At 70.9% G+C, this 26,845-nt stretch carries 26 protein-coding genes and 1 tRNA gene; 13 read left to right on the forward strand and 14 right to left on the reverse strand.

Features of this window, described 5'->3' with window-relative positions:
* Nucleotides 1-44 precede the first annotated feature (44 nt).
* The 5 genes from ACIP6W_RS04635 to ACIP6W_RS04655 form a co-directional block, all read right to left on the reverse strand.
* Nucleotides 45-947 carry a carbohydrate ABC transporter permease gene (locus ACIP6W_RS04635; protein ID WP_081984540.1) on the reverse strand — a complete coding sequence of 301 codons (903 nt, stop codon included), beginning with the start codon at nucleotides 945-947 and terminating at the stop codon, nucleotides 45-47.
* Nucleotides 944-1,894 (reverse strand): carbohydrate ABC transporter permease, encoded by a 951-nt coding sequence (locus ACIP6W_RS04640; RefSeq protein ID WP_251154272.1) that lies wholly within the window; start codon nucleotides 1,892-1,894, stop codon nucleotides 944-946. The genes ACIP6W_RS04635 and ACIP6W_RS04640 overlap by 4 nt, the downstream gene beginning before the upstream one ends.
* A 9-nt stretch (nucleotides 1,895-1,903) precedes the next feature.
* The gene (locus tag ACIP6W_RS04645) at nucleotides 1,904-3,259 is read right to left on the reverse strand and encodes an ABC transporter substrate-binding protein (protein WP_400428485.1); all 1,356 of its coding nucleotides are present in this window, start codon (nucleotides 3,257-3,259) and stop codon (nucleotides 1,904-1,906) included.
* 41 nt (nucleotides 3,260-3,300) lie between these two features.
* A complete protein-coding gene (melA, locus tag ACIP6W_RS04650; RefSeq protein WP_066651509.1) occupies nucleotides 3,301-4,617 on the reverse strand; it encodes an alpha-galactosidase in 1,317 nt (438 codons plus the stop codon).
* A gap of 234 nt (nucleotides 4,618-4,851) precedes the next feature.
* On the reverse strand, nucleotides 4,852-5,640 hold the full coding sequence (locus tag ACIP6W_RS04655) for a DeoR/GlpR family DNA-binding transcription regulator (protein WP_066651508.1): 789 nt from the start codon (nucleotides 5,638-5,640) through the stop codon (nucleotides 4,852-4,854).
* A gap of 158 nt (nucleotides 5,641-5,798) precedes the next feature.
* Between ACIP6W_RS04655 and ACIP6W_RS04660 the strand changes: the two genes are divergently transcribed.
* From ACIP6W_RS04660 to ACIP6W_RS04675, 4 genes are read left to right on the forward strand one after another with little or no spacing between them, the layout of a single operon-like run.
* Nucleotides 5,799-7,130 (forward strand): D-tagatose-bisphosphate aldolase, class II, non-catalytic subunit, encoded by a 1,332-nt coding sequence (locus tag ACIP6W_RS04660; RefSeq protein ID WP_326497265.1) that lies wholly within the window; start codon nucleotides 5,799-5,801, stop codon nucleotides 7,128-7,130.
* A complete protein-coding gene (locus ACIP6W_RS04665) occupies nucleotides 7,127-8,260 on the forward strand; it encodes an SIS domain-containing protein (protein WP_209684547.1) in 1,134 nt (377 codons plus the stop codon). Before ACIP6W_RS04660 ends, ACIP6W_RS04665 begins: the two co-directional genes overlap by 4 nt.
* Nucleotides 8,257-9,240 (forward strand): N-acetylglucosamine kinase, encoded by a 984-nt coding sequence (locus tag ACIP6W_RS04670; protein ID WP_066651504.1) that lies wholly within the window; start codon nucleotides 8,257-8,259, stop codon nucleotides 9,238-9,240. The genes ACIP6W_RS04665 and ACIP6W_RS04670 overlap by 4 nt, the downstream gene beginning before the upstream one ends.
* Before the next feature lie 58 nt (nucleotides 9,241-9,298).
* Nucleotides 9,299-10,804, forward strand: a complete 1,506-nt coding sequence (locus ACIP6W_RS04675; RefSeq protein WP_400428488.1) for a glycoside hydrolase family 36 protein — start codon at nucleotides 9,299-9,301, stop codon at nucleotides 10,802-10,804.
* Between the two features lie 21 nt (nucleotides 10,805-10,825).
* On the opposite strand, the gene ACIP6W_RS04680 is transcribed toward ACIP6W_RS04675, so the two are convergent.
* Nucleotides 10,826-11,755, reverse strand: coding sequence for an NADP-dependent oxidoreductase (locus ACIP6W_RS04680; protein WP_400428881.1), 930 nt, complete (start codon nucleotides 11,753-11,755; stop codon nucleotides 10,826-10,828).
* A 105-nt stretch (nucleotides 11,756-11,860) separates the two neighbouring features.
* Here ACIP6W_RS04680 and ACIP6W_RS04685 point away from each other — a divergent pair, with 105 nt between their 5' ends.
* From ACIP6W_RS04685 to ACIP6W_RS04695, 3 genes are all read left to right on the forward strand, one after another.
* Nucleotides 11,861-12,373, forward strand: a complete 513-nt coding sequence (locus ACIP6W_RS04685; RefSeq protein WP_066651500.1) for a MarR family winged helix-turn-helix transcriptional regulator — start codon at nucleotides 11,861-11,863, stop codon at nucleotides 12,371-12,373.
* Between the two features lie 993 nt (nucleotides 12,374-13,366).
* Entirely contained in the window at nucleotides 13,367-13,696 is a 330-nt protein-coding gene (locus ACIP6W_RS04690) for a hypothetical protein (protein ID WP_066651492.1), read from the forward strand.
* Nucleotides 13,697-14,025: 329 nt separating this feature from the next.
* The gene (locus ACIP6W_RS04695; RefSeq protein WP_066651491.1) at nucleotides 14,026-14,214 is read left to right on the forward strand and encodes a hypothetical protein; all 189 of its coding nucleotides are present in this window, start codon (nucleotides 14,026-14,028) and stop codon (nucleotides 14,212-14,214) included.
* Between the two features lie 38 nt (nucleotides 14,215-14,252).
* On the opposite strand, the gene ACIP6W_RS04700 is transcribed toward ACIP6W_RS04695, so the two are convergent.
* From ACIP6W_RS04700 to ACIP6W_RS04710, 3 genes are all read right to left on the reverse strand, one after another.
* Complete coding sequence (locus ACIP6W_RS04700; protein ID WP_144411198.1) at nucleotides 14,253-14,639, reverse strand: hypothetical protein; 387 nt, start codon at nucleotides 14,637-14,639, stop codon at nucleotides 14,253-14,255.
* A 20-nt stretch (nucleotides 14,640-14,659) separates the two neighbouring features.
* On the reverse strand, nucleotides 14,660-15,181 hold the full coding sequence (locus ACIP6W_RS04705; RefSeq protein ID WP_066651486.1) for a hypothetical protein: 522 nt from the start codon (nucleotides 15,179-15,181) through the stop codon (nucleotides 14,660-14,662).
* A gap of 624 nt (nucleotides 15,182-15,805) precedes the next feature.
* Nucleotides 15,806-15,895: transfer RNA gene (locus ACIP6W_RS04710), tRNA-Ser, on the reverse strand.
* Between the two features lie 140 nt (nucleotides 15,896-16,035).
* On the opposite strand from ACIP6W_RS04710, the gene ACIP6W_RS04715 reads away from it, so the two are divergent.
* Nucleotides 16,036-17,091: an SGNH/GDSL hydrolase family protein gene (locus ACIP6W_RS04715; protein ID WP_144411191.1), complete on the forward strand. Its 1,056-nt coding sequence runs from the start codon at nucleotides 16,036-16,038 to the stop codon at nucleotides 17,089-17,091.
* A 9-nt stretch (nucleotides 17,092-17,100) separates the two neighbouring features.
* Nucleotides 17,101-18,462: a DNA repair protein RadA gene (radA, locus tag ACIP6W_RS04720; protein WP_066651439.1), complete on the forward strand. Its 1,362-nt coding sequence runs from the start codon at nucleotides 17,101-17,103 to the stop codon at nucleotides 18,460-18,462.
* A 151-nt stretch (nucleotides 18,463-18,613) separates the two neighbouring features.
* On the opposite strand, the gene ACIP6W_RS04725 is transcribed toward radA, so the two are convergent.
* Entirely contained in the window at nucleotides 18,614-18,997 is a 384-nt protein-coding gene (locus tag ACIP6W_RS04725) for an SseB family protein (RefSeq protein WP_066651438.1), read from the reverse strand.
* 343 nt (nucleotides 18,998-19,340) lie between these two features.
* Here ACIP6W_RS04725 and ACIP6W_RS04730 point away from each other — a divergent pair, with 343 nt between their 5' ends.
* Nucleotides 19,341-19,547 (forward strand): cold-shock protein, encoded by a 207-nt coding sequence (locus tag ACIP6W_RS04730; RefSeq protein WP_022904520.1) that lies wholly within the window; start codon nucleotides 19,341-19,343, stop codon nucleotides 19,545-19,547.
* Between the two features lie 333 nt (nucleotides 19,548-19,880).
* Here ACIP6W_RS04730 and ACIP6W_RS04735 read toward each other — a convergent pair whose 3' ends face one another.
* Nucleotides 19,881-20,030, reverse strand: a complete 150-nt coding sequence (locus ACIP6W_RS04735; protein WP_158407719.1) for a hypothetical protein — start codon at nucleotides 20,028-20,030, stop codon at nucleotides 19,881-19,883.
* Nucleotides 20,031-20,188: 158 nt separating this feature from the next.
* On the opposite strand from ACIP6W_RS04735, the gene ACIP6W_RS04740 reads away from it, so the two are divergent.
* Nucleotides 20,189-20,920, forward strand: a complete 732-nt coding sequence (locus ACIP6W_RS04740) for a DUF3800 domain-containing protein (protein WP_066651435.1) — start codon at nucleotides 20,189-20,191, stop codon at nucleotides 20,918-20,920.
* Between the two features lie 113 nt (nucleotides 20,921-21,033).
* On the opposite strand, the gene ACIP6W_RS04745 is transcribed toward ACIP6W_RS04740, so the two are convergent.
* Both ACIP6W_RS04745 and ACIP6W_RS04750 read right to left on the reverse strand, forming a co-directional pair.
* Nucleotides 21,034-21,726: a hypothetical protein gene (locus ACIP6W_RS04745; RefSeq protein WP_209684598.1), complete on the reverse strand. Its 693-nt coding sequence runs from the start codon at nucleotides 21,724-21,726 to the stop codon at nucleotides 21,034-21,036.
* Nucleotides 21,727-21,865: 139 nt separating this feature from the next.
* On the reverse strand, nucleotides 21,866-22,408 hold the full coding sequence (locus ACIP6W_RS04750) for an amino-acid N-acetyltransferase (RefSeq protein ID WP_209684599.1): 543 nt from the start codon (nucleotides 22,406-22,408) through the stop codon (nucleotides 21,866-21,868).
* Between the two features lie 110 nt (nucleotides 22,409-22,518).
* Here ACIP6W_RS04750 and ACIP6W_RS04755 point away from each other — a divergent pair, with 110 nt between their 5' ends.
* Complete coding sequence (locus tag ACIP6W_RS04755) at nucleotides 22,519-22,971, forward strand: SRPBCC family protein (RefSeq protein ID WP_400428493.1); 453 nt, start codon at nucleotides 22,519-22,521, stop codon at nucleotides 22,969-22,971.
* Nucleotides 22,972-23,068: 97 nt separating this feature from the next.
* Nucleotides 23,069-23,887 carry a hypothetical protein gene (locus tag ACIP6W_RS04760; protein WP_400428495.1) on the forward strand — a complete coding sequence of 273 codons (819 nt, stop codon included), beginning with the start codon at nucleotides 23,069-23,071 and terminating at the stop codon, nucleotides 23,885-23,887.
* Between the two features lie 314 nt (nucleotides 23,888-24,201).
* On the opposite strand, the gene ACIP6W_RS04765 is transcribed toward ACIP6W_RS04760, so the two are convergent.
* Nucleotides 24,202-26,718 carry an ATP-dependent Clp protease ATP-binding subunit gene (locus ACIP6W_RS04765; RefSeq protein ID WP_066651428.1) on the reverse strand — a complete coding sequence of 839 codons (2,517 nt, stop codon included), beginning with the start codon at nucleotides 26,716-26,718 and terminating at the stop codon, nucleotides 24,202-24,204.
* Nucleotides 26,719-26,845: the final 127 nt, after the last annotated feature.

Below are 26,845 nucleotides of genomic sequence, written 5' to 3' on the forward strand. Positions count from 1 at the left end.
GGCACGGTGCCCGTGAGCACCGTGCCTCCCGTCGTCCGTGCTGCTCAGCCCTTCAGACCGGCCGAGGCCATCGTCGCGACGAACTGCTTCTGCGCCACCAGGAAGAGCAGGATCAGCGGCAGCGTGGCGACCACGTTCCCCGCCATCAGCAGCGACCAGTCGGTCCGCCGCGCCCCCTGGAAGTTCGTCAGACCGAGCTGCAGCGTGAACGAGTCGGCGTCGTTGATCGCCACGAGCGGCCAGACCAGGTCGTTCCACGACCCGAGCAGCGTGAAGATCGCGAGCGTCGCCAACGCGGGACGGGCGAGCGGCAGCACGATCCGGAAGAACACCTGCAGGCGGGTGCACCCGTCGATCTGGCCGGCCTCCTCGAGCTCGGCGGGCAGGGACAGGAAGAACTGCCGCATCAGGAAGATGCCGAACGCCGAGGCGAGCCAGGGCACGATCGCGGCACCGAGGCTGTCCACGAGGTGCAACCGGGCGAACATGACGTACGTCGGGATCATGAGCAGCTGCGACGGGATCATGATCGTCGCGAGGATCGCCAGGAACCCGAACGTCCGCCCCGGGAACCGCAGGCGCGCGAACCCGTACCCGGCCAGCGAGCACAGGACGAGGTGCGAGACGATCGCCGACGCCGACACGATGACCGTGTTGAGGAGCCAGTGCAGGATGTCCGACTCGGCGAACAGGCGCGTGTAGCCCGACAGCGTGAACTGCGTCGGGAGGAACGACGGCGGGAACTTGTTGATCTCCGAGGCCGGTTCGAGCGACGTCATGAACATCTCGACGAACGGCAGCAGGAAGAGGAGCGCCACCGGTGCGAGCAGGAGGTGCCACGGGCTGAACGGGAGGCGACGTCGACGACGGGGTGTGGTGCGCTCCGCCGGTGTCGCGACGGCGTCCGGCCGGTTCGGGGTCTCGAGTACTCGGGTCTCGACGGTCATCGTGACGCGTTCCTTCCGGCTCGGCGCTGCACGAGCGTGACGATCACGGTCGCGGTGAGGGTGACGAAGAACATGCCGTAGGCGATGGCGGACCCGTAGCCGAACTGCAGGTTCTGGAAGGCCGTCTTCCACAGGTAGTAGACGATCGTCTGGGTCGCGTCGAGCGGTCCGCCTCGGGTGGTTGCGTAGACGAGGTCGAAGAGCTGCACGGCCTGCAGGGTCTGGTAGATCCCGACGAACGCGGTGACGGGCGCCAGCTGCGGCCACACCACGCGCCAGAAGGTCTGCCAGTTGTTCGCGCCGTCGATCCGGGCCGCTTCGAGCACGTCGCCGGGGACGTCCTGCAGGGCGGCGAGGTAGATGACGGTCGTGAAGGCCGCCTGCCCCCACAGGGACATGACGACGATCACGACCATCGCCTCGGCGCGGTCCTCGAGCCAGCCCTGGGGCGGGACGTGCAGCACGCGGAGCACGTTGTTGACGATGCCGAACTGCGGGCTGAACAGGTAGGTGGTCAGGATGCCCGTCGCCGCGGCCGAGGCCACGAACGGCACGAAGATCGCCGTGCGGTACAGCCCGATGAACCGGATGCGCCGGTTCAGCGCGACGGCCAGGGCGAGTCCGAGCAGCAGGGACGCGGGGACGAACAGGACCGTGTACAGCAGGGTGTGCACGGCGGCCGCGAGCGCGCTCGCGTCGGTGGCCAGGTCCTGGTAGTTCTCGATGCCGGCGAAGGACGGCGGGCTGAAGCCGTCCCAGCGCTGGAAGGAGAGGACGAGCGCCCAGACCCCTGGGAAGATCGTGAGGCCGAGGACGACCGCCAGGGCCGGGGCGACGAAGCCCCAGCCGGCGAGGCCCTCGCGGGCGGCGGCCGATCGACGTCGGCGCGGTGGCCGCGGCGGCGCGGTGTCGGTGGTCGGACGGGTGCGGAGTGCGGGAGTGGTCACGGGGGCCTCCTAGCCCTGACGGAGTGCCTTGTCGGCGGCGACGGTCGCCTGCCGGAGTGCCTCGGCCGGTTCGCCCTCGCCCTGCAGCACGCGGGACACCGCGTTGCCGAACGCCTCGGACAGGCCGTTGTAGCCGGGCAGGGTCGGGCGGACCTGCTTCGCGTTGGCGGAGTTCGCCTGGATCACGTCGAGTCCGGGCAGGGCGTCGACCTGCTTGCGGAACGCTTCGCTGTCGGCCTCGCTCGACCGCAGCGGCAGGTTGCCGACCGCGACGTTGAACCGCTCGTCCTGCTCGGGCGAGGTCAGCCACTTCGTGAAGTCCTTCGCCCAGTACGCGCGGTTCACGTCGTGGTTGTCGAAGAGGGTCCAGAGGTCCGGCCCGGACACCGTCTGGTGGTCACCGTCGGTGCCGGGGAGCCGCACCACGCCGTACGAGGTGCCGGCCGTCTGCAGGGCGGAGAGCTCCCACGGACCGGAGGTGATCATGCCGACGCGGTCGCTCTCGAACAGCTGGGCGAACTTCGTGTCCGTCTGGTCGAGGTACACGCTGCGGTCGGTCACGGCCATGGACCGCATGAACTCCAGGGCCTCGACGCCGGCCTTCGAGTCGAACGCCGCGTGCTCGCCGTCCTCGGACAGGATCGAACCGCCGTTCTGCCAGAGGTGCGGCCACATCTGCCACGTGGTCTCCTCGCTGCCCGAGACCGAGTAGCCGTAGCCGAAGGTCTGGCTGTCCCGGTCCGTCAACGCCTTCGCGGCGCGACGGAAGTCCGACCAGTCCCAGTCCGCCGTCGGGTACGGCTCGCCGGCGGCGTCGAAGACGGTCTTGTTGTAGAAGAGCGAGATGTTGTCCACGACCGCGGGGAAGCCGATCACCTTCCGCCCGGTCGGCTGCGCGGTGCCGCGAGCCGCCGGGGAGAACTCGTCCCAGTGCGTGTCCGGGTCCTCCGCCTCGGCGCGCAGGTCGAGCGTCCGCCCGGATCGCTCGAGCTGGCTCGCCCACGACCCGAAGGTGTACGAGATGTCGGGTGAGTCGTTCCCGGCGAACGACGCCGCGAGCTTCTGGAGCAGTTCGTCGGTCGACGAGGCCCCGGAGGACATGTCGATCGTCACGTTCGGGTGCTCGTCCTCGTACTCGTCGACGAGCACCTGCAGGAGCTTCGCCGCCTCGTCGCTCTGGCCCGACCACATGGTCAGGTGGACCGGTGCCGTGGTGTCGAGCTCGGTGGCACCCTGCGGTGCGCAGCCGGTGAGGACCGTCGCGGCGACCGCGATCGCGACGGCGAGCGCGCCGCGTCCGGTGCGGCGGCGGGCGGTGCGTGTGCTGCTGCTGGTGCGTGTGCTGCTGCTGGTGGTGCGTGTCACTGCGGACTCCTTCGTCGTCAGTGGTGCGTCGGCCGGCGAGCTCAGATCCCGCGTGCGGGGATCGTCGCGCGCAGCGGTTCCGGCAGCAGGTCCCCGTGGGCGACGACGAGGTCGTTGCACAGCTCCCAGATCTGCTCGGGCGTGAGCGTCGAGGACGCGTTCGGGTCCATGAGCACCGCCTGCCGGATCGCGACCGGGTCACCCGTCCGCGCGGCGTGCACGGTGAGCTCGTTCACGGAGACGTACGGCCGGTTCAGCGCCGCTGCCTGCACGGGGAGCGCCCCCATCGGGATCGGTGCGATGCCGCCAGCGCCGACCGTGGTCGGGACCTCGACGACGCACCCGTCCGGCAGGTTGTCGATCAGGCCCCTGTTCGGCACGTTCGCGTGGATCTCGCGCTCGGTGCCGGTGACCAGCGAGTGGATGACCTGCGGGGCGTACTCCGAGGCGCCCTCCTCGAGCTGCACGGGTCGGCCGGCCGCCAGGTCGCGCTCGGCGGCCTCGAACTCGGCGACGTTGTCCTCGGAGATGCCGACGTACTCGAGCGGACGCAGGCGGAACCGGTCGACCTGCTCCGGCGAGCGGAGGAACCACGACAGGTACTCGGAGGAGTGCTCGCTCGTCTCGGTCGGGTAGGAGCCGATCCGCTTGAACACCTCGACCCGTACCCGCCGCTCGAGCTCCGGGTCCTGCCGGATGCGCTCGCGGAGCCGCGGGTACAGGTCCTCGCCCTCGTGCGTCCACTCGAGCAACCACGACTGGTGGTTGACGCCTGCTGCGCGGAACCGGGTCTGCTCGACGTCGAGGTCGAGGAGTCCGGCGAGGTCGTGCGCGGTCCAGTAGACGCTGTGGCAGAGCCCGAGCGCCGTGATGTCCGGCGCGACGGTGTCCGCCCACCAGATGTTCATCGCCATCGGGTTCGTGTAGTTGAGCAGGACCGCGTCCGGGGCGACCTCGCGCATGTCCGCGGTCAGCTCGGTGAGGAACGGGAAGGTGCGGAGGGCACGGAAGACGCCGCCGACCCCCGTGGTGTCACCGATGGTCTGGTGCAGGCCGTACCGCTCCGGGATCTCGAGGTCGGTCCGGGTCGCGGCGATCCCGCCGATCTGCACCATGTCGACGACGAAGTCCGCGTCGGCGAGGGCGCGGCGTCGGTCGGTCGTCGCCGTGAGGGTGACCGGCCGGCCGAGGCGCTCGCTCACCTGGCGGGCGGTGGCCTCGGCGACGGCGAGGCGACGCTCGTCGACGTCGAACAGCCGGAGGTCCAGCTCGGGGAGGTCGTCGTACCGGAGGAGGTCGGCGAGCAGCTGTCGCGTGAAGACGACGCTCCCGGCGCCGACGAACACGATGCGGGTCATGGGAAGCCCTTCGTTCGGGGTACCGCCGAGGGACGACGGTCGGGGCCACCCGGCGGGTGGCAGAGGGCACGGAGGGGTGGGAGGTCACGCGTCCCGACGCGGGCTCCTGCGGCGTCCGGGTGCGCGGCCTCGACGGGGTTCGCCGGCCGGGCCCCACGGTAGGGCGCGGTGGGCACGACCACCACGCAGCCTCGCGAAACGCGCAGGACGAGTGCGCGTTCGGGCGTGGAGCGCTCAGGCGATGAGGACCTCGACCCCGGCCGCGGCGATCTGCTCGAGCGCCTCCGCCGGGGCGTGCTCGTCGGTCACCAGGACCGACACGTCGCCGATGTCGGCCATCCGCGCCATCGTCTGCCGCCCGACCTTCGAGCCGTCGCACACCACGACCACGCGGTCGGCGTGCGTCACCATCACGCCGTTCGTCCGCGCCTCGGTGTCGTCGTGCGTGGTGACGCCGCCGGCCGCGCTGATGCCGTCCGTGCCGAGGAACGCCGTCGTCACCTTGAACGCCGCGAACGCGGCCTCGGCCAGGGGACCGACGGCCTCGAGCGAGGTGGCGCGGAGCGTGCCGCCGGTCAGGATCGTCTTCACCCGCGGGCTGCGCGAGACCTCGAGCGCGATGGTCACGGCGTTCGTGATCACCGTCAGACCGTTCCGGTCGCCGAGCGCCCGCACGACCTCCTTCGTGGTGGTCCCCCCGCTGACCGCGACGGCCTGTCGCCCCGGGGGCAGGAGCCGTGCGGCGAGCCGACCGACCGCGCGCTTGGCGGCGTCGGCTTCCGAGGCCCGCATCACGACGGGCAGCTCCGGGAGCGCGCCGACCGACTCGACCCGGCCGTAGCTGCGCACGACGAGACCGCGCGCCTCGAGCTCGCCGAGGTCGCGTCGGACCGTGGCCGCCGAGACGCCGCAGGCCCGGATCAGCTCGTCGGTGCTCGTCGAGCCCTGCTCGCGCACCCGCTCGAGGATGTCCCGCATCCGGTCCCGCCGCTTGCGGCCGACGTCCGGCGAGTCGTTGTCCATGGACCCATCATGCGCCAGAACGATCACTGCGAATGACCGGAGTGATCGTTCTGGCAGCGGAACTGATCGGTCGTTGCCGACACTGGGTCCGGACGCGGCGCCGGACGGTGCCGCGTCGGCAGCGCCGCCGACCGCGGCGCACGCACCAGGAGAACCACGTGAACCCCATCACTGCGCTCGTCGCTCGCCACCGTGCCGGATCCGGTGAGGGCATGTACTCGGTCTGCTCGGCGAACCCCTACGTCCTGCGGGCCTCGATGCGCCAGGCGCTCGAGGACGACGCGCCCCTGCTCGTCGAGGCGACCTCCAACCAGGTCGACCAGTTCGGCGGGTACACCGGCATGACCCCCGCGGACTTCCGGGCCGCGGTGCTCGACCTCGCCGAGGCCGAGGGCTTCCCGGCCGACCGGCTCGTCCTCGGCGGCGACCACCTCGGCCCGAACACGTGGCAGGACCGCCCGGCCGCCGAGGCGATGCCGCTCGCCGTCGACCTCGTCCGTGCCTACGTCACCGCCGGCTACACGAAGATCCACCTCGACTGCAGCATGCCGCTGCAGGGCGAGGTCGCCCCGCTGACCGACGCGGTCGTCGCCGAGCGGGCCGCCGTGCTGCTCGCCGCCGCGGAGTCCGCCGCCACCGACGCCGGGATCGACCGCGACGGCATCGTCTACGTCATCGGCACCGAGGTCCCGACCCCCGGCGGGGCGAAGGAGACGCTGCACGACCTCGAGCCGACCCCGGCCACGGCCGCGGTCGGGACGCTCGACGTGCACCGCGCAGCGTTCGAGCGCGCCGGCCTCGCCGACGTGTGGCCGCGCGTCGTCGCGCTCGTCGTGCAGCCCGCGGTGGAGTTCGACCACCTGCAGGTCATCGACTACGTGCCCGAGGCCACGACCGCGCTGCAGGAGGTCATCGAGGCGACGCCCGGACTCGTGTACGAGGCCCACTCGACCGACTACCAGACGCCCGAGGCGCTCCGTGCCCTGGTCGACGATCACTGGGCGGTGCTCAAGGTCGGCCCCGGCCTGACCTTCGGGCTCCGCGAGGCGCTGTTCGCCCTCGACGCCGTCGAGGCGGAACTCGTCCCGGACGGCAGCGCGGTCGACCTGCGCAGCGTCGTCGAGCGTCGGATGCTCGCGGAGCCGGACCGCTGGGAGCGCTACTACGAGGGCGACGCGCACGAGCAGCGCATCGCCCGCACCTACAGCTACAGCGACCGCATGCGCTACTACTGGCCGGACCCGGAGATCACCGCCGCGACCGAGGCGCTCGTCCGCAGCCTCGACGAGGTCGGCATCCCGCTCCCGCTGCTGAGCCAGTACCTGCCCGTGCAGTACGAGCGGGTCCGCGAGGGCCTGCTGCCGAACCGTGCCGAGGACATCGTGCTCGACCGCGTCCGCGACGTCCTGCGTCCGTACGCCGCCGCCGTCGCCCCGCGCGCGCAGGCCACCGGTACGGTCACCACCACCACCAGCAAGGAGTCCCTGTGACCACCACCGCCCCCGTCCGCGCCGACGAGACCGCGACCCACCGCGAGATCCTGCAGCAGCCCGACAGCTGGCAGCGCCTCGTCGCGTCGCTCGACGACCGCCGTGCCGCGCTCGACGCCTTCCTGCAGCCGCTGCTCGCCGACGAGGACCTGCGCATCGTGCTCACCGGGGCCGGCACCTCGGCCTTCGTCGGGGACATCGCGAGCGTCGACCTGCGCCGCCACCTCGGCCGTCGCGTCGAGTCGATCGCCACGACCGACATCGTCGCCGACCCGCACGGCTCGCTCGGCGACCCCGGCCGGGTGCTCCTGGTCTCGTTCGCCCGCTCGGGCAACAGTCCGGAGAGCGTCGCAGCGACCCGCGTCGTCGACGACGTCGCGCCCGGTGCGCACCACCTGGTCGTCACCTGCGACCCCACGGGCGCCCTCGCCCGCGAGCACCGCGGGCAGGACCGGTCCTTCGTCCTCGACATGCCGGCCGAGACGAACGACACCGGCTTCGCGATGACGTCCAGCTTCTCCACGATGCTCCTCGCCGTCCTCCTGGCCTTCCGGCCGGAGCTCGTGGCCGGCACCGGCGCGCTGGTCGCGGCGGCACGGACGATCGCCGGCCTGGAGGCACGGATCGCCTCGCTCGCGGAGGGCACCGAACGCGTCGTGTACCTGGGCAGCGGAGCGCTGCAGGGCCTGGCACGCGAGTCGGCGCTGAAGCTGCTCGAGCTCACCGCCGGCGGGGTCGTGTCGTTCTTCGACACCCCGCTCGGCTTCCGGCACGGCCCGAAGGCCGTCGCGGGTGCGCACACCCTGGTGGTCGTCTACGGCTCGTCGGACCCGTACACGGCGCGGTACGACGCGGACATCCTCCGGGAGCTCCGCGCGGACGGAGCCGTCCGGGTCGTCTCGGTCGGCGGGGACGCGGACGACGAGCGTTCCTTCCCGCTCGACGACCTGGCGGGCCTCGACGACGCGTTCCGCAGCGTCGCCCTGGTCGGCTTCGCCCAGCTCCTCGCGCTCGCCACGTCCGTCGCGCACGGGTGCACCCCGGACAACCCGTTCCCGGGCGGCACGGTCAACCGCGTCGTCCAGGGCGTGACCATCCACGACCACCGCGCGGGAGCTGCACGGGCATGACCGTCTTCCTCGGCATGGACGGCGGCGGCACCAAGACCGCGTTCCTGCTCACCGACGGCGAGGGCACCACGCTCGCCGAGTCGCGGCAGCCGGCCTCCTCCTGGTTCGACGCGGGGACCGGTCTCGTCGGCGACGTCGTCCGTGCGGGCGTCGACGCGGTGACGTCGGCGGCCGGCATCGCCCCGGCGGACATCACGTTCGCGCACTTCGGCATCCCCGGTCACGGGGAGTCGAGTCGTGACACCCCCGTGCTCGACGCCCTCCCCGCCGACGTGCTCGGACACGACCGGTACTCCTGCGGCAACGACATGGTCGGCGGCTGGGCCGGATCACTGGCCGGCCGCGACGGCGTCAACGTGATCGCCGGCACCGGGTCGATGGCCTACGGCGAGCGCGGCGGCACCGCGCACCGCGTCGGCGGCTGGAGCGAGGTGTTCGGCGACGAGGGGTCCGCGTACTGGGTCGCAGTCCAGGGGCTCAACGCCTTCTCGCGGATGGCGGACGGCCGACTCCCCCGGGGTCCGCTGCACGCACTCGTGCGCGAGCGGGTCGGGGTGACCGAGGACCTCGACCTGATCGGCGTCGTCATGGACGAGTGGGGCGCGGACCGCGGCACCGTCGCCGACCTGGCGAAGGTGGTCGTCGCAGCCGCCGACGCCGGCGACGACGCTGCTGCCGACGTCCTGCGCCGCGCCGCCGCGGAGCTCACGACCCTGGTCGGCACGACGGTCCGCGCGCTCGGCTTCCCCGCCGACGAGCCGGTCCCCGTGTCGTACTCCGGCGGGCTCTTCCGGGCGCCGCGGTTCCGCGAGGCGTTCGCCATCGCACTGCTCGCCGAGGACACGACCCTCGAGCTCGTCGAACCCCGACACGATCCGACCGTCGGCAGCGTCCTGGTCGCGATGCGCCGGGCCGGGGCACCGATCCCCGAGCGGTTCACCGCGGAGACGGTCCCGGCCACCTCCAGCGCCGCCCGCTGACACCACGCACCGACACCAGGCATCGACACCACGCACCGACACCACGAGGAGACCACCCGTGCAGTACACGTTCGAGTTCGACGGCCTCCGGGTGCCCGCGAACGTCTCCGGACCACCCCGCCGGACGGCGGACGGGTGGCTCGTCCCGGCTGGCCCCGTCGCGCTGCTCCACCCCTTCGGGCACCGCGCCGAGTTCTACCGGCACGGCTGGAACTCGTGGAGCCCGAGCGGGTGGACGCGGGTCGACGGCGACACCATCGGGATCAAGGACAGCCCCGAACGCCTGCTGACCGCCGACGACGCCGCGAACGAGACACCGCACGCGCACTCCGGCAGCGCGGTGGGTGCGGTGACCGGTCCGGACGGCGGCACCCTCCTCGTCGGGGCGCTCGGGCTCGGCACCCCGCGGGTCGGCGCCGACGGCAACGTCCTGTGGGCGTCGAGCGAGCAGGACGACGCGGAGTGGTTCGTCGCGTACGGCGCCGAGCAGGACGTCTTCGCCGCGTACGCCGACCGGGTCACCGAGCGGCTCGGTCGCCGGACGGCCCGCGCCGGCACCGTGTGGAGCAGCTGGTACTCGTACTACGAGGACATCACCGAGGACCGGATCGCGCGGGCGGCCGCCGACCTCGAGGGCTACCCGGTCGACGTCTTCCAGATGGACGACGGGTGGGAGCCCATCGTCGGCGACTGGACGGCGGGGCCCGACTTCCCGAGCGGGATGGCGGCGACCGCACGGACCATCGCGCGCCACGGCTTCCGTCCGGGCATCTGGCTCGCGCCGCTGATCGCCCTGCCCGGCTCGACGATCGCCACCGAGCGCCCCGACCTGCTCGTCGCGGGTGACGACGGCCGTCCGCTCGTCACCGGGCACAACTGGGGGTCGCACTACCACTCGCTCGACACGACGAACCCGGAGGTGACCGACCACCTCCGCGGGGTGTTCGACCGGATCACCGCGGACGGCTACAGCTACCTGAAGCTCGACTTCATGTACGCCGGGGCGATCGCCGGGCACCGACACGTCGACCTGCCCCGCGAACAGGCCTACCGGCAGGCGATCGAGCACATCCGAGCCACCGTCGGCGACGACGTCTACCTGCTCGGGTGCGGGGTCCCGATGATCCCCTCGGTCGGGGTGTTCGACGGAGCCCGTGTCGGACCGGACGTCGCGCCGTTCTGGGACAACGCCGAGCGGGTGGGCGACCCCTCCGGCGAGGGCGCCCGCAACGCGCTGGTGTCCTCGGTCAACCGGGTGTGGATGCGGCGGCTGTACGAGGTGGACCCCGACTCGGTCTACTTCCGCAGTGCGCGGAACCTGCTCGGTCCGGACGAGCGTCGGGCGCTGCAGGACACCGCGGCGGTCCTCGGGTTCCGGTCGACGTCCGACCCCGTCGACTGGCTCCGACCGGAGGAGCGCTCCGAGGCCGCGGACTGGCTCGGCCGGAGCGCCGTGGTCGAGCAGGTCGGCCGGTACGTCTTCCGCCTCGACGACCGGGTGGTCGACCTCACCCCGTACGTCACGGGCGAGTACGCGGTCGACGCGGCGTCCTTCATCGGCTGACCGGCCGGCGGTCGTCCTCCCTCAGACGGTGACGACGACCTTGCCGGCGATCCGCCCGGCCGCGCCCTCGGCGTGCAGCGCCGGGAGGTCCTCGAGCCGGATGCGCCGGGTGACCTCGACCGTCAGCTGCCCGGCGTCGACGAGCGCGACGAGCTCGGCCAGGCGCCCGCGGTCCGGCAGGACGAACACCGTCGCGGCGCGGACGCCCCGGGACTCGTCGTCCGGCGTCGCCATGAACGCCGTGGTGCTCACCACGACCCCGCCGTCACGCACGGCGGCGACGAGCGCCCGGAACTGCTCCGGCTCGATCGGCGCGAGGTTCAGCAGCACGTCGACCGGCTCGTCGACCGCCGCCAGGACGTCGGTCGTGGTGTGGTCGATCACCTGCTGGGCCCCCGCGGCGCGGACCGCGTCGGCGCTCCGCGGGCTCGCGGTGGCGACCACGTGCACGCCGGCACGGACGGCGAGCTGGATCGCGTACTTCCCGACCACGCCACCGGCGCCGTTGATCAGCACGCGCTGGCCCGCCTCGAGGCGACCCTCGTCGAACAGTGCCTGCCATGCCGTCAGCGCCACCGACGGGAGTGCCGCGGCGTCCACCAGCGGGACGCTCGTCGGGGCGGCGACCAGTGCCTCCGCGGGTGTGACGACGTACTCGGCGGCACCGCCGTCGCGTTCCATCGGCAGGAACCCGACCACCGCGTCGCCCACGGCGAGGCCGTCGACGCCCTCGCCCAGCGCGGCGACCGTGCCGGACACGTCGTAGCCGGGAACGTGCGGCAGCTGGACCGGGATCGGCAGGAACCCGCCGCGCATGCCGTTGTCGGCGGCGTTGTAGGCGGAGGCGGTGACCTGCACAAGCACCTCGCCCGTGCCCGGAACCGGGCGCTCGACGTCCTCGATCCGCAGGACCTCCGGACCGCCGACCTCGTGGAACCGCACTGCCTGCATGGTGTCCTCGTTCATGATGTTCCCCTTCATTGTTTGCTTCGAATTCGAAGCGATGGGTCGACCGTACACCTGCTTCGAGTTCGAAGCAACAGGTAGGATCGGGGCATGGACTCTCCCCCGTCGGCGCTCACCCCGACCCAGCTCGGCGCGTACCTGTCGTTCACCGAGGTCGCGGCCCTGCTGCGCCCAGCCGTCGAGCAGCAGCTCCGCGACGCCGGCGAACTCAGCTACGTGCAGTTCCAGCTGCTCGCCCGGCTGGGCGATGCGCCGGACGGGCGGCTGCGGATGACCGACCTGGCGGACGGGGTCGTCTACAGCCGGAGCGGGCTCACCTACCAGGCACAGGTGCTCGAGCAGCGCGGGCTCGTCACGCGGGGACCGTCACCCGACGACGAGCGGAGCACCGTGGTCTCCCTCACCGACGCCGGGCGCGACGCGCTCGCCACCGTGCTGCCCGGGCACATCGCGACGGTGCACGGACTGCTGTTCGCGCACATCAGCGACGACGACGCCGCGCAGCTGGGGGACGTCCTCGGGCGGATCAGCGGGCACCTGCGGCAGCACCCGCCGCGGTCGGCGGGGCGGGTGCGGCGGAAGACGGCGGGCGACTCGACGTGACGACGGCCGGACGGGAGGCGCGGGGCGGGCTGCCCCCGCGCCTCCCGTCCGCCAGTGGCGAGCCGACAGGCGTCCGGTCCGGCCCGAACAGGGGCCCGCGGTGGTCCGGGCCGCCTCAGCAGCCTCGCCGCGTGGAGCACCTGCCGATGAGGACGTCCGTGCACGTCGTGCGGGCGCAGATGCGGACAGGCGGGTCGCTCGAGGCGGCGCGTCCGCTGGTGGGACCTCGCCGTCGACACGGCACTGGCGATCGGTGCGCAGGACGACCGCTCCTCGGACACCGGGGTGGCGCCCGACCGTCTCCGTCGCCGACGTGCGCAGCGCCAGACGGGGCGCTGTGGCTCGGTGCGAGCCTCTCGATCCTGGCGCTCGTGGCCGGGGTCGGCAGCTGGGTGACCCCGACGCCCGAGCCGGACCGGCCTCAGGCGGTCCTCCTGGACGCGGCCGCCGAACCCCTGCCGACGCCCACACCGACCACGACGTCGACACCGACCGGTGGCGCACCCCGCGGCGCGCGCGGTCTCCCCGTCGCACCGTTCACCGTCGAGGGCGGGGCCGTGCGCATCGCGCAGTTCGACGAGGAGGACGCGTGGGCGGCGATCTGCGAAGCGGCCATGGGCGACTCCGACTGCCTGGCGTGGGGCATCGTCGCCTCGATCGAGTGCGACCTGCTCGTGAGGAAGCTGGGGAGAAGGCGCGCATCGCGGCATACGGTGCAATCTCTTGTGACCGACCAGCTGGCAGCATGGACAGCTGGACGGGGAACAGCATCGCATTCGGTGCCATCCCGCTCGTTCGCTCCTGTTGCTCCTCGAACGACTTCGTCTGCCAGGTCGGGAGTACGGCGAGCTTCGGACCCTCCGACTCCTACAACGAGGACACCAAGATCCGCTCGGATGCGTCGAGCTTCCTCCGGAACGTCATCACGGATCCCCAGCGGCGATTCGCTGACGAGTCGGAGCTCGGTCAGGATCGAGCAAGCGAAGGGATGAAATGACCACCTCACTCGGGCGGGACGTGACCTTCATTCTCCTGAACGTCGTAGCGGTGGTCACGGCGACGTTCGTCTGGTTCATCTACCAGTTCGCCCTCATGGTCTACACGCCCTGCGGGGGAACGGAAACGTGCTCAGAGGGCGCGCAGCAAGGAATCTACATCGGCTTCCTCATCGCAGAGCTCCTGAGCATCGTGCTCCCGCTCTGGGGAGGTCTTTCTCGTCGCAGGAAGGGCGTGAGCTTCTGGTGGCTCCCGCTCATCTCGATCGTCTGCGTCATTGCGGCGCTGGTGCTGTCCTGGCCACTCAACCTGTGGGCGGCGTCCTGAACCGAGGTTCGACGCCTGCGGCGTCCCGCGGCCCGCGTCGACGCTCGCGTCGAGCCCCGCCATCCGCCGGCGGTCCTGGTGTCTGCGTCGTCGCCCCTCCTCGTGCACGATCATCGCGCCACACCAGTGTCGGCGCATGGGCTTCTGGGGCAGACGCAGCGCGCTCCACTGAACGTCCGAGCGCTCGTCGCCATCGCGCTGATCGTCGTGACGGGAGGCGTGGTCTGGCCCCCGCGGCGTTCGATCTTGCCGCCCGCACACCGCCCTCCCAGTTCGACCACGACGCAGAGGACACGCCGCCCACCTCGGAGGATCGCGCCATCGCTACTGTGCAGGCTGTCGCGCTGATCGGGACCCCGCCCGCGGCCGTGGTCGCCCTGGTCATCGCGACGAGTTCACTCCGGCTCTGGAAGGAACAGGCGTCCGCGATCATCGCGACCAGTCTCGTGAGCCTTGCAGCGCTGACCGGCGTCGCCTTCGTCTGGATCGGCATCGGCACACTGGTGTTCTTGACCTAGCACGCGCGGCGGTCGGGCCTGCACCCCGAAGCGGTCCGTCATGAGCTCAGGATCTCCAGGACGGCGAGCACTGCGAGAACGACACCCGCGACGGAAGTGGTGACCCCAGCTACTGTGACCGTCTGCGCGAAGGTGTGGACCGCACCCTGGGCGCAGAAGCGGTCGATGGCCGATACGGCCAGCATCGTCGCGGCCATCGCCACGGGGACAGTCGCCATCCAGATCAGGGCGAGAGCCCGCCGCGCCGCCCAGACACCCGCCGGATGAGCGTGCAGGACGCCGCGGAGACGCTCAGGGTCGGCCTCCCATGCCGCGTCGATCGGAGCCACGTACCGGTAGGCGAGGACGCAGGCCATGATCTGCGCGATGAGGACGACGAGGGCTGCACTCGGCAGGATCCATGTCAGCCTCGAGGCACCGCGCACGCTCGGGCTCCGCGAGGCGCTCACTTGTCGAGGAAGTGGCCGAGGTAGACGTACGAGCCGCCCGAGCAGGCCCCTCCGAGCTGGAGCCACTGGTCGGCTCCGAGTGCCGCCGCTCGATGCACCTCGAGGTCCGTGGGCTGCTTGTCGGACCAGTCGCGGCGTTCGGGGTGGTCGGAGGGTGTGCGCGGGACGAAGCCGTCGGCCTCGGCCGCGTCGAACACCCGCTGCGCCTCCGGTACGCACGCCACCGCCCACGATTCGTCCGCCTTGAACATGTCCCGGCTCCCGGAGGAGACGAGTCGTGTTCCTGCCGGGAGGCTGATCCCGACCATCTGCTCGACGGCAGAACGCGAGAGCTGGCTGCACTCACCGCCGAGCGGGCTGCAGGTGCTGCCGTCCGCGGTGTGCGAGGGCCCGAGCGTGCGCTGAGCTGCGGTGCCGACGGCGGCGAGCACGCCGATGACGAGCGCTCCGGCCAGGACCAGCAGGCCCGCGAGCGTGACGAGCAGTCGCGTCAGGCTCGGACCGCGTACGTCTTCCACGCGGCCACCCTAAGCGGCAGGGTCACCGCCGACCACGAGGGTCCTCGTGGATGTGTCCCAGGGGCCACGACCGGGACCATCAGCTCAGGCCGGCCTGATCGCGACCCCCTCGGTACCCGTCGACGTCGCCGGTCTGGATCGCGCCGGTCACGCCAGCGTCGAGCTCGTCCTGGAGCACGCCCGACCGCGGCGCCAACGAGCTGGCGCGTTGCCGGGAAGCCCGACGAGCTCGAACTCGCCCTCACCGGTCTGGATCGTGAGCGTGCCGGTGGCCGGATCAGCGTCTGCGTGCAGGAGCCCGCCGGGGCGCCCACCCAGATGTGCGCCGGCAGCGCCGGTGGCAACGGGAACGGCACCGCACGGGCGGGCTCCTCAGCTGCGCGGTCGGGGATCTCGCTCGACGTCCCACTGCGCCGGGTCACGAGCACGAACGCGGCCGTCCGCGCCGCGGGCCCGTTCTGCACCGCGGAGACGATCGCCGGCACAGGGTGCGGCAGGTCCTCGAAGCCGACCTCCACCTCGAGGCGGTCGATGATCAGCAGGTCGTCGCGATCGAGGACCTCGGCGGCTCGACCGATTCCACGTGAGAAACAAGAAGACCCCCGCGTGAACGGGGGTCTTCTGTGGCGGTACCGGTGGGATTTGAACCCACGGTGGAGTTGCCCCCACACATGTTTTCGAGACATGATCCTTCGGCCGCTCGGACACGGTACCGGGAAAGAGTTTACACGACTCCGGCGGTGCTCACGACCACCACCGGCCGCTCCCCTTCACAGCCGGCGCTGTCCCGCCGTCCATCCACGGGCCAGCCTCGGCAGAGCCCAGGGTGAGCGAGCCCGCGTACGGTCTCCGGCATGAAGACCCGCACCCTCGTCGCCCTGCTCACCTCCGTCATCGGCGGGCTCGCCGTCGTGGGTGGTGGCGCGTTCGGCGCCCGAGCGGGGATCCGCGGGCAGCGAGCCGCATCCCAGCGCGTGGTCGACATGCTGCCCGTGCACGCCGACTGGTGGCGGGAGCGCCTGCAGCACGAGGGCCAGCTGACGTACCTCGCGATCGGCGACTCCGCCGCACAGGGCGTCGGCGCGACCGCTCCGGGGCGCGGGTACGTCGGCCTCCTGGCACGCCGCATCCGGCACCGATCGCGCATGTCGGTGCGGGTGGTGAACCTCAGCGTCTCGGGCGCGACGACGTGGGGTGCGAAGCACGACCAGCTCCCGAAACTGCGTCAGTACTCGCCGGACATCTGCACGGTGTCGATCGGGGCGAACGACATCGCGGACTTCCACCCGGACAAGTTCGAGCGGAACATCCGTGCGATCTACAGCGCCGTGCCCTCGCACGCGATCGTCGCCGAGCTCCCGTGCATGTTCGTGCCCGACCGCGAGCGCAAGGTCGCCGTGGCGAACGAGATCGTGCACCGTGTGGCCACCGAACTCGGGTTGACCGTGGCGCCGCTCCACGTCATCACGAAGCGCGTCGGGCTCCGTCGGACCTTCTTCAACAGCTACGGCGACCTGTTCCACCCGAACGACCGCGGGTACGAGATCTGGGCGAGCGCCTTCGAGCCCGCGGTCGATGCCCGCGTGGACACCGTCGCCGCGATCCGGCACTACCTGTCCGCTCGCGAGGCCGAGGACCTCGGACGCGAGGCCGGCGCCGTCGCGAGCGCCCGGGCCGAGCAGGACGTCGAGCACGCAACGGAGCTCGACCACGGCGGCCGACCCGGTCGCGTGGAGCGGCTGCGGCAGCGGATGACGGGCGGCATCCCCCTGCCCGAGCAGCCAGGCGGCCACGACCGGACACCCGCGCACGACGAGGACGACGAGCGCGGCGCCGACGACGAGCACGGCGAGGACACCGGTCACGGCCGGCATGCTCCGCGGCACCGCGGTGTCGGCGGGGCGCTCTAGCCTCGAGCCATGGCGCGCACCCAGTCCCTCTACCGCTGCACCGAGTGCGGGTGGACCAGCATCAAGTGGGTCGGCCGCTGCGGTGAGTGCCAGGCGTGGGGCACGGTCGAGGACACGACGGCGGCCGCGGCGAGCTCGCGCGGGCCCGCTGCCGTCTCCGTCGCTGGAGCGCGCGTGGCCCGACCGATCACCGAGGCCCGCGGAACGGGGGTCCAGCGGTGGACGTCCGGGATCGGCGAGTTCGACCGCGTGCTCGGCGGCGGCATCGTGCCCGGGGCCGCCGTACTGCTGTCCGGCGAGCCGGGCGTGGGCAAGTCGACACTGCTGCTCGAGGTCGCCTCCCGTGCGGCAGCGACCGGCAAGCGGGTCCTCTACGTCAGCGCCGAGGAGTCAGTGGACCAGGTCCGACTCCGCGCCGAGCGCACGAACGCCATGCACGACCAGCTCTACCTGGCGAGCGAGGTCGACCTCGGCGTCATCCTCGGCCAGATCGACCAGGTGCAACCGGACCTGGTCATCGCCGACTCCGTGCAGACGATCTCGTCGAGCACCGTGGACGGCATCGCCGGCGGCACCTCCCAGGTGCGCGAGGTCGCCTCGACCCTGATCCGGGTGGCGAAGGAGCGGTCGCTGCCCGTCCTCATCGTCGGCCACGTCACGAAGGACGGCACGATCGCGGGTCCGCGACTGCTCGAGCACCTGGTCGACGTCGTCTGCCACTTCGAGGGCGACCGGCAGACCGCGCTCCGGTTCGTCCGGGCGCTCAAGAACCGCTTCGGCCCGACAGACGAGGTCGGCTGCTTCGACATGGCCGGCGACGGCATCCACGAGGTCCCGGACCCGAGCGGACTCTTCATGTCGCGGAACGGCACCCCGGTGTCGGGCACGTGCGTGACCGTGGCACTCGAAGGACGCCGTGCGCTCCCGGTCGAGGTGCAGGCGCTCGTCGTGCCGAGCTCGGCTCCGCAGCCGCGCCGGGTCGTGAACGGCGTCGACGCGTCACGCGTGGCGATGCTGCTCGCCGTGCTCGAACGACGCGCCGGCCTCAAGCTGTCCGATGCGGACGTCTACGTCTCGACGGTCGGCGGGATGAAGCTCACCGAGCCTGGCGCCGACCTGGCGATCGCGCTGGCCCTGGCGAGCGCTGCGCGGGACCGTCCGTACCCGCACACACTGGCGGCGGTGGGCGAGATCAGTCTGGCCGGCGAGATCCGTCCGGCGACGGGCGCGAAGCAGCGGGCGAACGAGGCCTCGCGGCTCGGGTTCACGACCGTGCTCGGCGCGGACGCCGAGCACCTGCGCGAGGCGCTGCGCGTCGCGTTCTCGCTGACGCAGTCGGTCCGTGAACGCGAGCTCGACCGCGCATTCTGACCGGAACCGGCACCGACGGCCCTGACCGGACCGGACCGGACCAGCTCTGACCGAACCGGACCAGGCCGGACCGGACCGATCGCCCGTGGCGAGCCGCAGGACGGGCGCGCGTCGCGCCTCCAGAGCGAACCGACGCCGCCCAGGCCCGCGCCTACGCGCGGAGCGCCGCCAGCAGGTCCGCCGGTGCCGCCTGCATCGTGTGTGGCCCGGCGATGTCGAAGAACACGCCCTCGAGCGAGTCGAGGTGCGCCGCCAGGAACTCGTCGAGCCGCGGCCCGTCGTAGACCATGACCTGGCGGACCTTCTCGTCCGGCACCATCGCGGTGTACGCATCGGCGGACGAGAAGAGCAGCAGGATGCGCTTGTCCGAGCCCTCGCGGCCGAAGACGCGGACCTGCATGTCCTTCTTGCCGGTGACGAGCCGGGGGACGATCACGATGTCGTTCCGCAGGGCGAACGCGACCGCGGCGACGTCCTGCTTCGCGAGGGCCTCCTCGAGCTGCTCGCTCCGGAAGCGCTGTTCCTTGTCTGCCATCACCCCTAGTCCACCAGATCTGCACGCCGACGGCGAACAGGAACGGCTGCGAGGCGGAGATCCTGCACAGAAGTGGGCGCTGCCTCTTCCATTGCGGCCACAGCACGGTAGGTTGGTCTCAACCGCTTCGGCGGGAGTCCATCGTTCTTCCGGTGCTCTGCACCTTCGAGCGCCATCGGTCACTGATCTTCCCAGGTCGCCTGGCCCCGAACCCGTCCCACCGGCCCATGCCCGCGGGACGCACTGATCTGACGACAACCGTCGGTGGATCGGCGGCAGCAAGAGCCGTCTCGCAAGACAGGCAACGAACGTGGCCTGGCAAGAAAGTTAAGGAAACGCCATCATGGCAACTGGCACCGTCAAGTGGTTCAACAACGAAAAGGGCTTCGGCTTCATCGCTCCGGACGACGGCAGCGCCGACGTCTTCGCGCACTTCTCCGCGATCGCTGGCAACGGCTACAAGTCGCTCGAGGAGAACCAGAAGGTCGAATTCGAGATCACCGAGGGCCGCAAGGGCCCGCAGGCCGAGAACATCTCGGTCATCGGCTGACCTCAGCTGCTCGGAACGGGCTCGTCGTCTTCGGACGGCGGGCCCGTTCGCATGTCCAGGCAGCGTCGCCTCCGGGCAGGGACGCCTCCGAGCAGCCTCGCCGCCAGGAAGCATCGCCTCCGGGCAACGCCGCTTCCGGACAAATTGCTAGACGACCTAGCAATGTGACGTAGCGTGGTGGCATGACTTCCACGCACCACGGACCGGAAGACAGCGCGCAGCCGTTCGACATGCAGACGTTCCTCGACGACTTCATGACCGGACTCGAACCGGGTTCAGTCGAGGAGCAGCTCTAGGAGGAGGTGCGGGAGCAGCCCCTCGGCAGCAGCGCCGCTACTCGCTCCGGACGCCGTCCGACCAGATCGTGTCGTCCGCGGGCTCGAACAGACCGCGCTTCGCGCGCTTCCGGAGCCCCTTGAGCGTCGCGATCTTCACCGGCTCGACGCCGTGATCACGCTCGTAGGCCGAGGCTGACTCCCGCACGATTCCTTGATCCGACACTCTGTCAGCATGACGCAGCGTGGACAGCTCCCGGCGCGGAGTGCGTCACTTGGATGACGTGCCGGGCGCGCCGCAGCCCCTTGAGACGCAGACCATCGGCGCACGAGCGCAGGGGACGCCTGCTGATATGCTGCCGTTTCATGGGGAGCGGCTTCGTGGTCTACGTCGACGAGAGCGGGGATCACAGTCTCACCAGCATCAACCCGGACTACCCGATGTTCGTGCTCGCCTTCTCGATCTTCCCCATTGACCTCTACGTCGACCGGATCGTACCGCTGGTGCAACGCCTGAAGTTCGACTTCTTCAACCACGACATGGTCGTGTTGCACGAACGCGAGATTCGCCAGTCGAAGCCGCCTTTCGACATTCTGCTCAACGCCGAGACGAGGGCGGCCTTCATGAGCCGCATCGATCAACTCTTCGAAGAACGGTTCGGCGTCGTGGCCACGGCGATCAGGAAGACCGAGTTCCGGGATCGCGTCGGGCTGGACACGAGCCCGTACCACGTCGCACTCGAGTACGGTCTTGAGCGGGTCTTCCTCCAGCTGCAGGCTCGGGGCGTCTCACGCCGCGAGACAACGGTCGTGTTCGAGAGCCGCGGACGGTTGGAGGATCGAGAGCTCGAGGACGAGTTCGACCGCATCATGCGACGAACCAAGATGCGCGGCATGCCCGAGACCTTCCGCTTCTGCATCGCCCACAAACAAGCGAACAGCACCGGTCTGCAGCTGGCTGATCTCGTAGCCAGGCCGATCGGCACCCACCTTCTGCACCCGGACAGGACGAACCGGGCTTGGGAACGAATCCTGCAACGGATGCCGAAGTCTCCGGGCGGCTCCGTCGCTGGGTGGGGACTGAAGGTCTACCCCTGAGCAGCGGGACCCCGCTCCGGACAAGCGAAAACCCCCGGCAGAGCCGGGGGTCGGACGCCGATCGGGCATTCCCAATCCACTTGCGTTCAGGCTAGCACGCGCGGCGTATCAGCTCAGTTCAGCACGAACTGCGCCGACTCCTTCGACTCCAGGTCCCCCACCGACACCTGCAGGTGGTAGCTCGCCCCGCCACCGGGCACCGACGGCCGAGCACCGTCGCACGTGGTCGTCGACGAGCGCGTGCGGTCCCAGGCGATCGCCGGCGTGGTGAGTTCCTGCCCCGCCTTGATCGTGACGTCCTGGTTCGTCCCGCCCGTCTGGCAGTCCTTCGACGACCAGTACTGCTCCTGCCCGGAGCTGATCGTCAGGACCTGCTGCGCCGAGCCGAGGTCCATGTGGCACGAGTCCGAGCCGGTGTTCGTGATCGACATCGCGATCTGCGGGTCCTCGGTCGGCCCGTAGGTGCCCTTGTCGACGACCGGCGTGAGCTCGATCTGGTCCTCGGAGCACGTCGTGGCGTCACCGGAGGCCGAAGCGGGTGCCGTGGCGGACGCCGACGGGGCGGGTGACGCCCCGGCGCCGGCCGGAGCAGTCGGATCCCCGGACGCGGACGGGGCGAGCGAGGCCCCATCGCCAGCCGACGGCGAGGCCCCCGGCGCCGACGCGGACGAGGCCCCACTCCCCCGCCCGACCACGATCAGCACGACCACCACGACGACGAGCAGCAGCACGCCGGCGACGAGCGCGCGACGACGCCAGTAGACACCGGACGACTCGGGTCCGACAGGGTGACGGAACGACGACATGCGCACAGGGTAGGGCGAACGGGTCTCTCCGCCGCGACGCGACGCCGATGCGCCACCGAACGCGTCAGCAATCCACAGGCAGCGGATCGCCGATCAGTGGCCCCCGAACAACCGAAGGATCTCGGTCAGCGGATCCCGGTCAGAGGATCTTCAACATGCGGGTGTTGCCGAGCGTGTTCGGCTTCACCCGGGCGAGGTCGAGGAACTCCGCGACCCCCTCGTCCGACGAGCGCACGAGCTCGGCGTACACGTCCGGCGACACGACCTGCTCGCCGATCTCCAGGTACCCGTGCTTCGCGAAAAACTCGACCTCGAAGGTCAGGCAGAAGATACGGGCGACGCCGAGCTCCCGGGCGTCGTGCTCGAGCGCCTCGAGCATCCGGTGGCCGACCCGCTTGTGGATCCAGTCGGCGTCGAGCGCGAGCGTGCGGACCTCGGCGATGTCGTCCCAGAACACGGCGAGGGCACCGCAGCCGATCGGCGTGCCGTCCGGCCCCTCGGCGATCCGGAACTGCTGGATCGAGCCGTAGAGCGCGACGTTCTCCTTGCCGAGCAGGATGCGCCGGTCGACGTACGGAGCGATGAGCCGCTGGATGTGCGGCACGTCCGAGGCCAGGGCCGGGCGCACCCGGATGCCGTGCTCGTCCCGTTCGTCGAACGCGTGCTTCCCGTTGCCACTCATCCCGTCGAGCATACGGCGCAGCAGGGGGACACTGCCCTGGGGACCCTCCAGCCGGAGCGGCATAGCGTCGGTCACGAACCCGAAGAGCACGACGAAACGAAGGAGCGACCATGCCCCAGATCATCGAGACCGTCGACGTCAACGTCCCCGTCCGCCAGGCCTACGACCAGTGGACCCGGTTCGAGGAGTTCCCCCACTTCCTCGACGAGGTCGAGAAGATCGCCCAGGTCGACGACAAGACCACCGACTGGACCGTCAAGGTCGCCGGTCAGGAGCGCGAGTTCCGCGCCGTCATCACCGAGCAGCACCCGGACGAGCGCGTCGCGTGGACCGTCAAGGACGGCGACACCGACCACGCGGGCGTGGTCACGTTCCACAAGCTGTCCGACAACGAGACCCGCGTCACCGCGCAGATCGACTGGGAGCCGTCGGGCTTCCTCGAGAAGCTCGGCTCCGCCGTCGGTGTCGGCGGCCACGCGGTCAAGAAGGACCTGCAGAACTACAAGGAGCGCGTCGAGAACGCCCCGACCGAGCCGGGCTGGCGCGGCGACGTGCAGGCCTAGGACCCGCAGCACGACGGACGGGAGGCGCGGTGCCGGCTGGCACCGCGCCTCCCGTTCCGCTGTGGGCGGGACCGCATGCACACGTCACCCTGGCAGGGTGGACACCATGCAGCTCGTCCGCACCGCCGTCACCGGCACCGTGATCGCCACCGCCGGCAGCGTCGCCCTCGGGGCCGCCGCCGCACGCCGGCTCCTCCGCCCCGCACCGTTCGTGCCCCCGGAGTCCGAGCTGGTGTACGCCGACGAGCGGTCCGTCCCGGGCACCGAACCGGACGGCGTCGTCGGGCGCACCCACGTCGTTCACGTGCACGGGCAGTCGCTCGGCCCGCAGCAGGTCCTGCGTGGCCTGCGCGTCTGGCGGGAGCTCGGCGCCTCCAACCAGGTGGTCGACACGTCCGACCTGCCGCTGCGCTCCCTCGATCCCGCCGCGGTCGATCGCGTCGCCGCCGCCGCGCACGCCGCGCGTGCCCGCGGCGCCGAACGGGTGGTGCTGCAGGGTTGGTCGGCCGGCGCCCTCGCTGCCTCCGCCGCGGCGGCACGCACGCCGGTCGACGGCATCGTCGGGGTCGCACCGCTCCTCGACGTCCGGTCGGCCCTGCGCGGCGCCGTGACGACCGCGCGCTTCCCGGCGGCCGTCGGTGTGGTCGCGGGACGGATCGCGACCACACCGGGTCTCAGCCGCCTCGCCGGGGTGCCCTACCCCCTCACGGTCACCCGCTGGCAGGACGACCGCACGCCGACCCTCCTGCTGCACTCGACGGCCGATGCCCTGGTGGCAGCGGCCGACGTCGAGACGCACCGCGCCCGCGGCGCCCGGGTCGAGACCTTCGCGCACGCCCGGCACACGCTCGAGTGGAACGAGGACCCGGAGCGCTGGGAGCGCGCCGTCAGGGAGTTCGCCGCGACGCTCGGCTGACGGACACTCACCGGAACGAGAAGTGGCCCCGGTCGGGGGGAGACCGGGGCCACTGACGTCCGACCTGTTGGGGGAACCAGCCGGACGTCGGTCGCGAGGTGTTGGGGGGAACCCTCGCACGAACAACGGTACCCCCCGCCCGGGGGTCGCGTCCGCAGCGCACGCCGGAACCCGCACACGGATCCGCGACCACGAACGGACGGGCGCACCCCGCTTGGTGCAACGCGAAGCGTTGCGCGGGGTGCGCCGACCGAGCTTGCGAGGGAGGCGCGGTGCCAGCCGGCACCGCGCCTCCCGTCCGAGTGGAACCGGTCCTAGGACTCGATCTCGCCCTGCGGGGTCTCCGCGGACTCGACTGCGGGAGCCCCGGCGAGGACCTCCTCGCGACCCGGCTGACGCCCGGTCTCGAAGTCGAACTTCCCGTCCACGAAGTCGACCTTCACGTGGTCGCCCGCGTTCAGCTCACCCTGCAGGATGTGCTCGGACAGCTGGTCCTCGACCTCGTGCTGCATCGCGCGACGCAGCGGACGAGCACCGAGTGCCGGGTCGAAGCCGACCTTGATGAGCTGCTCCTTGGCGGCGAGCGTCAGCTCCACCGTCATGTCGCGGTCCAGCAGGCGGTCCGCCAGGCGCTTCACGAAGAGGTCCACGATCTGCAGCAGCTCGGACTGCGAGAGCTGCGGGAACACGATCGTGTCATCGACACGGTTCAGGAACTCGGGCTTGAAGTGCTTCTTGAGCTCCTCGTTCACCTTCGAGCGCATGCGGTCGTAGCCGACGGCCGAGTCACCCTCGACCTGGAAGCCCACCGGGCCACCCGCGATGCCCTGCGAACCGAGGTTCGTGGTCATGATGATGACGGTGTTCTTGAAGTCGACCACGCGGCCCTGACCATCGGTCAGACGACCCTCTTCGAGGACCTGCAGCAGCGAGTTGAAGATGTCCGGGTGGGCCTTCTCGATCTCGTCGAACAGGACCACGGAGAACGGCTTGCGGCGCACCTTCTCGGTGAGCTGGCCGCCCTCCTCGAAGCCGACGAACCCGGGAGGGGCACCGAACAGTCGCGAGACCGTGTGCTTCTCACCGAACTCCGACATGTCGAGGGAGATCAGCGCGCCCTCGTCGTCGAACAGGAACTCGGCGAGCGCCTTGGCGAGCTCGGTCTTCCCGACGCCCGTGGGGCCGGCGAAGATGAACGAGCCCGAGGGGCGGTTCGGGTCCTTCAGACCGGCACGGGTGCGGCGGATCGTCTTCGAGAGGGCCGAGATGGCTTCCTCTTGACCGATGACGCGCTCGTGCAGGGCCTTCTCCATGAAGACGAGACGCGAGGTCTCCTCCTCCGTGAGCTTGAACACCGGGATGCCCGTGGCCTGCGCCAGGACCTCGGCGATGATGCCCTCGTCGACGGTGCCGGACGCGGCGACGTCACCCGCACGCCACTGCTTCTCGAGGCGGAGACGCTCGCCGAGGAGCTTCTTCTCCTCGTCGCGCAGGCTCGCGGCCTTCTCGAAGTCCTGCTCCTCGATCGCGGCTTCCTTCTGTCCGCGGACCGTCGAGATCTTCTCGTCGAACTCGCGGAGCTCCGGCGGCGCCGACAGGATCGACAGGCGGAGGCGTGCGCCGGCCTCGTCGATCAGGTCGATGGCCTTGTCCGGCAGGAAGCGGTCCTGCACGTAGCGGTCCGCCAGGTTCGCCGCGGCGACGATCGCGCCGTCGGTGATGGACACCTTGTGGAACGCCTCGTACTTGTCGCGGAGGCCCTTGAGGATGTTGATCGCGTGCGGCAGCGACGGCTCGTTGACCTGCACCGGCTGGAAGCGACGCTCGAGTGCGGCGTCCTTCTCGAAGTGCTTGCGGTACTCGTCGAGCGTGGTCGCACCGACCGTCTGCAGCTCACCGCGGGCGAGGAGCGGCTTGAGGATCGACGCGGCGTCGATCGCGCCCTCGGCAGCACCGGCACCGACGAGCGTGTGGATCTCGTCGATGAAGACGATGATGTCGCCGCGGGTGCGGATCTCCTTCGTGACCTTCTTGAGGCGCTCCTCGAAGTCACCGCGGTAGCGGGACCCGGCGATGAGTGACCCGAGGTCGAGCGAGTAGAGCTGCTTGTCCTTCAGCGTCTCCGGGACGTCACCCTTGACGATCGCCTGGGCGAGGCCCTCGACGACCGCGGTCTTGCCGACGCCCGGCTCACCGATCAGGACGGGGTTGTTCTTGGAGCGGCGGGAGAGGATCTGCATGACCCGCTCCATCTCCTTCTCGCGCCCGATGACCGGGTCGAGCTTGCCGTCGCGCGCCGCCTGGGTGAGGTTCCGACCGAACTGGTCGAGGACCTGCGAACCCTGCTGGGCGTTCTGCTGCTGCTCGCCGCCGACGGCGACCGCTTCCTTGCCCTGGTACCCGGACAGGAGCTGGATGACCTGCTGACGGACGCGGTTGAGGTCCGCACCGAGCTTGACGAGGACCTGGGCGGCGACGCCCTCGCCCTCGCGGATGAGGCCGAGCAGGATGTGCTCGGTCCCGATGTAGTTGTGGCCGAGCTGCAGCGCCTCGCGCAGGGACAGCTCGAGCACCTTCTTGGCGCGCGGCGTGAACGGGATGTGCCCGGTCGGCTGCTGCTGGCCCTGCCCGATGATGTCCTGGACCTGCTCGCGGACGGCATCGAGCGAGATGCCGAGCGACTCCAGCGCCTTGGCGGCGACGCCCTCGCCCTCGTGGATGAGGCCGAGGAGGATGTGCTCGGTGCCGATGTAGTTGTGGTTGAGCATCTTCGCTTCTTCTTGAGCGAGGACGACAACACGACGGGCTCGGTCGGTGAATCTCTCGAACATGTGCTCTCCCTTGCCGGGCTCGTGGGAGCTCGGTGACGTACATCGAGACTAACCAGCGGACCCCCGCAGGGCTGCCCCTGTTCGCCGTGGGCGTGACCTCTCTTCGCCCGGTGGCCCGCGACCTCCG

Source organism: Curtobacterium sp. NPDC088465, assembly GCF_044753165.1.
Lineage (GTDB): Bacteria > Actinomycetota > Actinomycetes > Actinomycetales > Microbacteriaceae > Curtobacterium.

Bases quoted from the DNA above. Each gene is read 5' to 3' on its own strand.
- ACIP6W_RS04690 (WP_066651492.1), top strand. From the start codon at position 13,367: ATGACCACCTCACTCGGGCGGGACGTGACCTTCATTCTCCTGAACGTC.
- ACIP6W_RS04740 (WP_066651435.1), top strand. From the start codon at position 20,189: ATGGGGAGCGGCTTCGTGGTCTACGTCGACGAGAGCGGGGATCACAGT.
- ACIP6W_RS04725 (WP_066651438.1), bottom strand. From the start codon at position 18,997: ATGGCAGACAAGGAACAGCGCTTCCGGAGCGAGCAGCTCGAGGAGGCC.
- ACIP6W_RS04730 (WP_022904520.1), top strand. From the start codon at position 19,341: ATGGCAACTGGCACCGTCAAGTGGTTCAACAACGAAAAGGGCTTCGGC.
- ACIP6W_RS04635 (WP_081984540.1), bottom strand. From the start codon at position 947: ATGACCGTCGAGACCCGAGTACTCGAGACCCCGAACCGGCCGGACGCC.
- ACIP6W_RS04680 (WP_400428881.1), bottom strand. From the start codon at position 11,755: ATGCAGGCAGTGCGGTTCCACGAGGTCGGCGGTCCGGAGGTCCTGCGG.
- ACIP6W_RS04765 (WP_066651428.1), bottom strand. From the start codon at position 26,718: ATGTTCGAGAGATTCACCGACCGAGCCCGTCGTGTTGTCGTCCTCGCT.
- melA (WP_066651509.1), bottom strand. From the start codon at position 4,617: ATGACCCGCATCGTGTTCGTCGGCGCCGGGAGCGTCGTCTTCACGCGA.
- ACIP6W_RS04715 (WP_144411191.1), top strand. From the start codon at position 16,036: ATGAAGACCCGCACCCTCGTCGCCCTGCTCACCTCCGTCATCGGCGGG.
- ACIP6W_RS04685 (WP_066651500.1), top strand. From the start codon at position 11,861: ATGGACTCTCCCCCGTCGGCGCTCACCCCGACCCAGCTCGGCGCGTAC.
- radA (WP_066651439.1), top strand. From the start codon at position 17,101: ATGGCGCGCACCCAGTCCCTCTACCGCTGCACCGAGTGCGGGTGGACC.
- ACIP6W_RS04750 (WP_209684599.1), bottom strand. From the start codon at position 22,408: ATGAGTGGCAACGGGAAGCACGCGTTCGACGAACGGGACGAGCACGGC.
- ACIP6W_RS04655 (WP_066651508.1), bottom strand. From the start codon at position 5,640: ATGGACAACGACTCGCCGGACGTCGGCCGCAAGCGGCGGGACCGGATG.
- ACIP6W_RS04670 (WP_066651504.1), top strand. From the start codon at position 8,257: ATGACCGTCTTCCTCGGCATGGACGGCGGCGGCACCAAGACCGCGTTC.
- ACIP6W_RS04745 (WP_209684598.1), bottom strand. From the start codon at position 21,726: ATGTCGTCGTTCCGTCACCCTGTCGGACCCGAGTCGTCCGGTGTCTAC.
- ACIP6W_RS04755 (WP_400428493.1), top strand. From the start codon at position 22,519: ATGCCCCAGATCATCGAGACCGTCGACGTCAACGTCCCCGTCCGCCAG.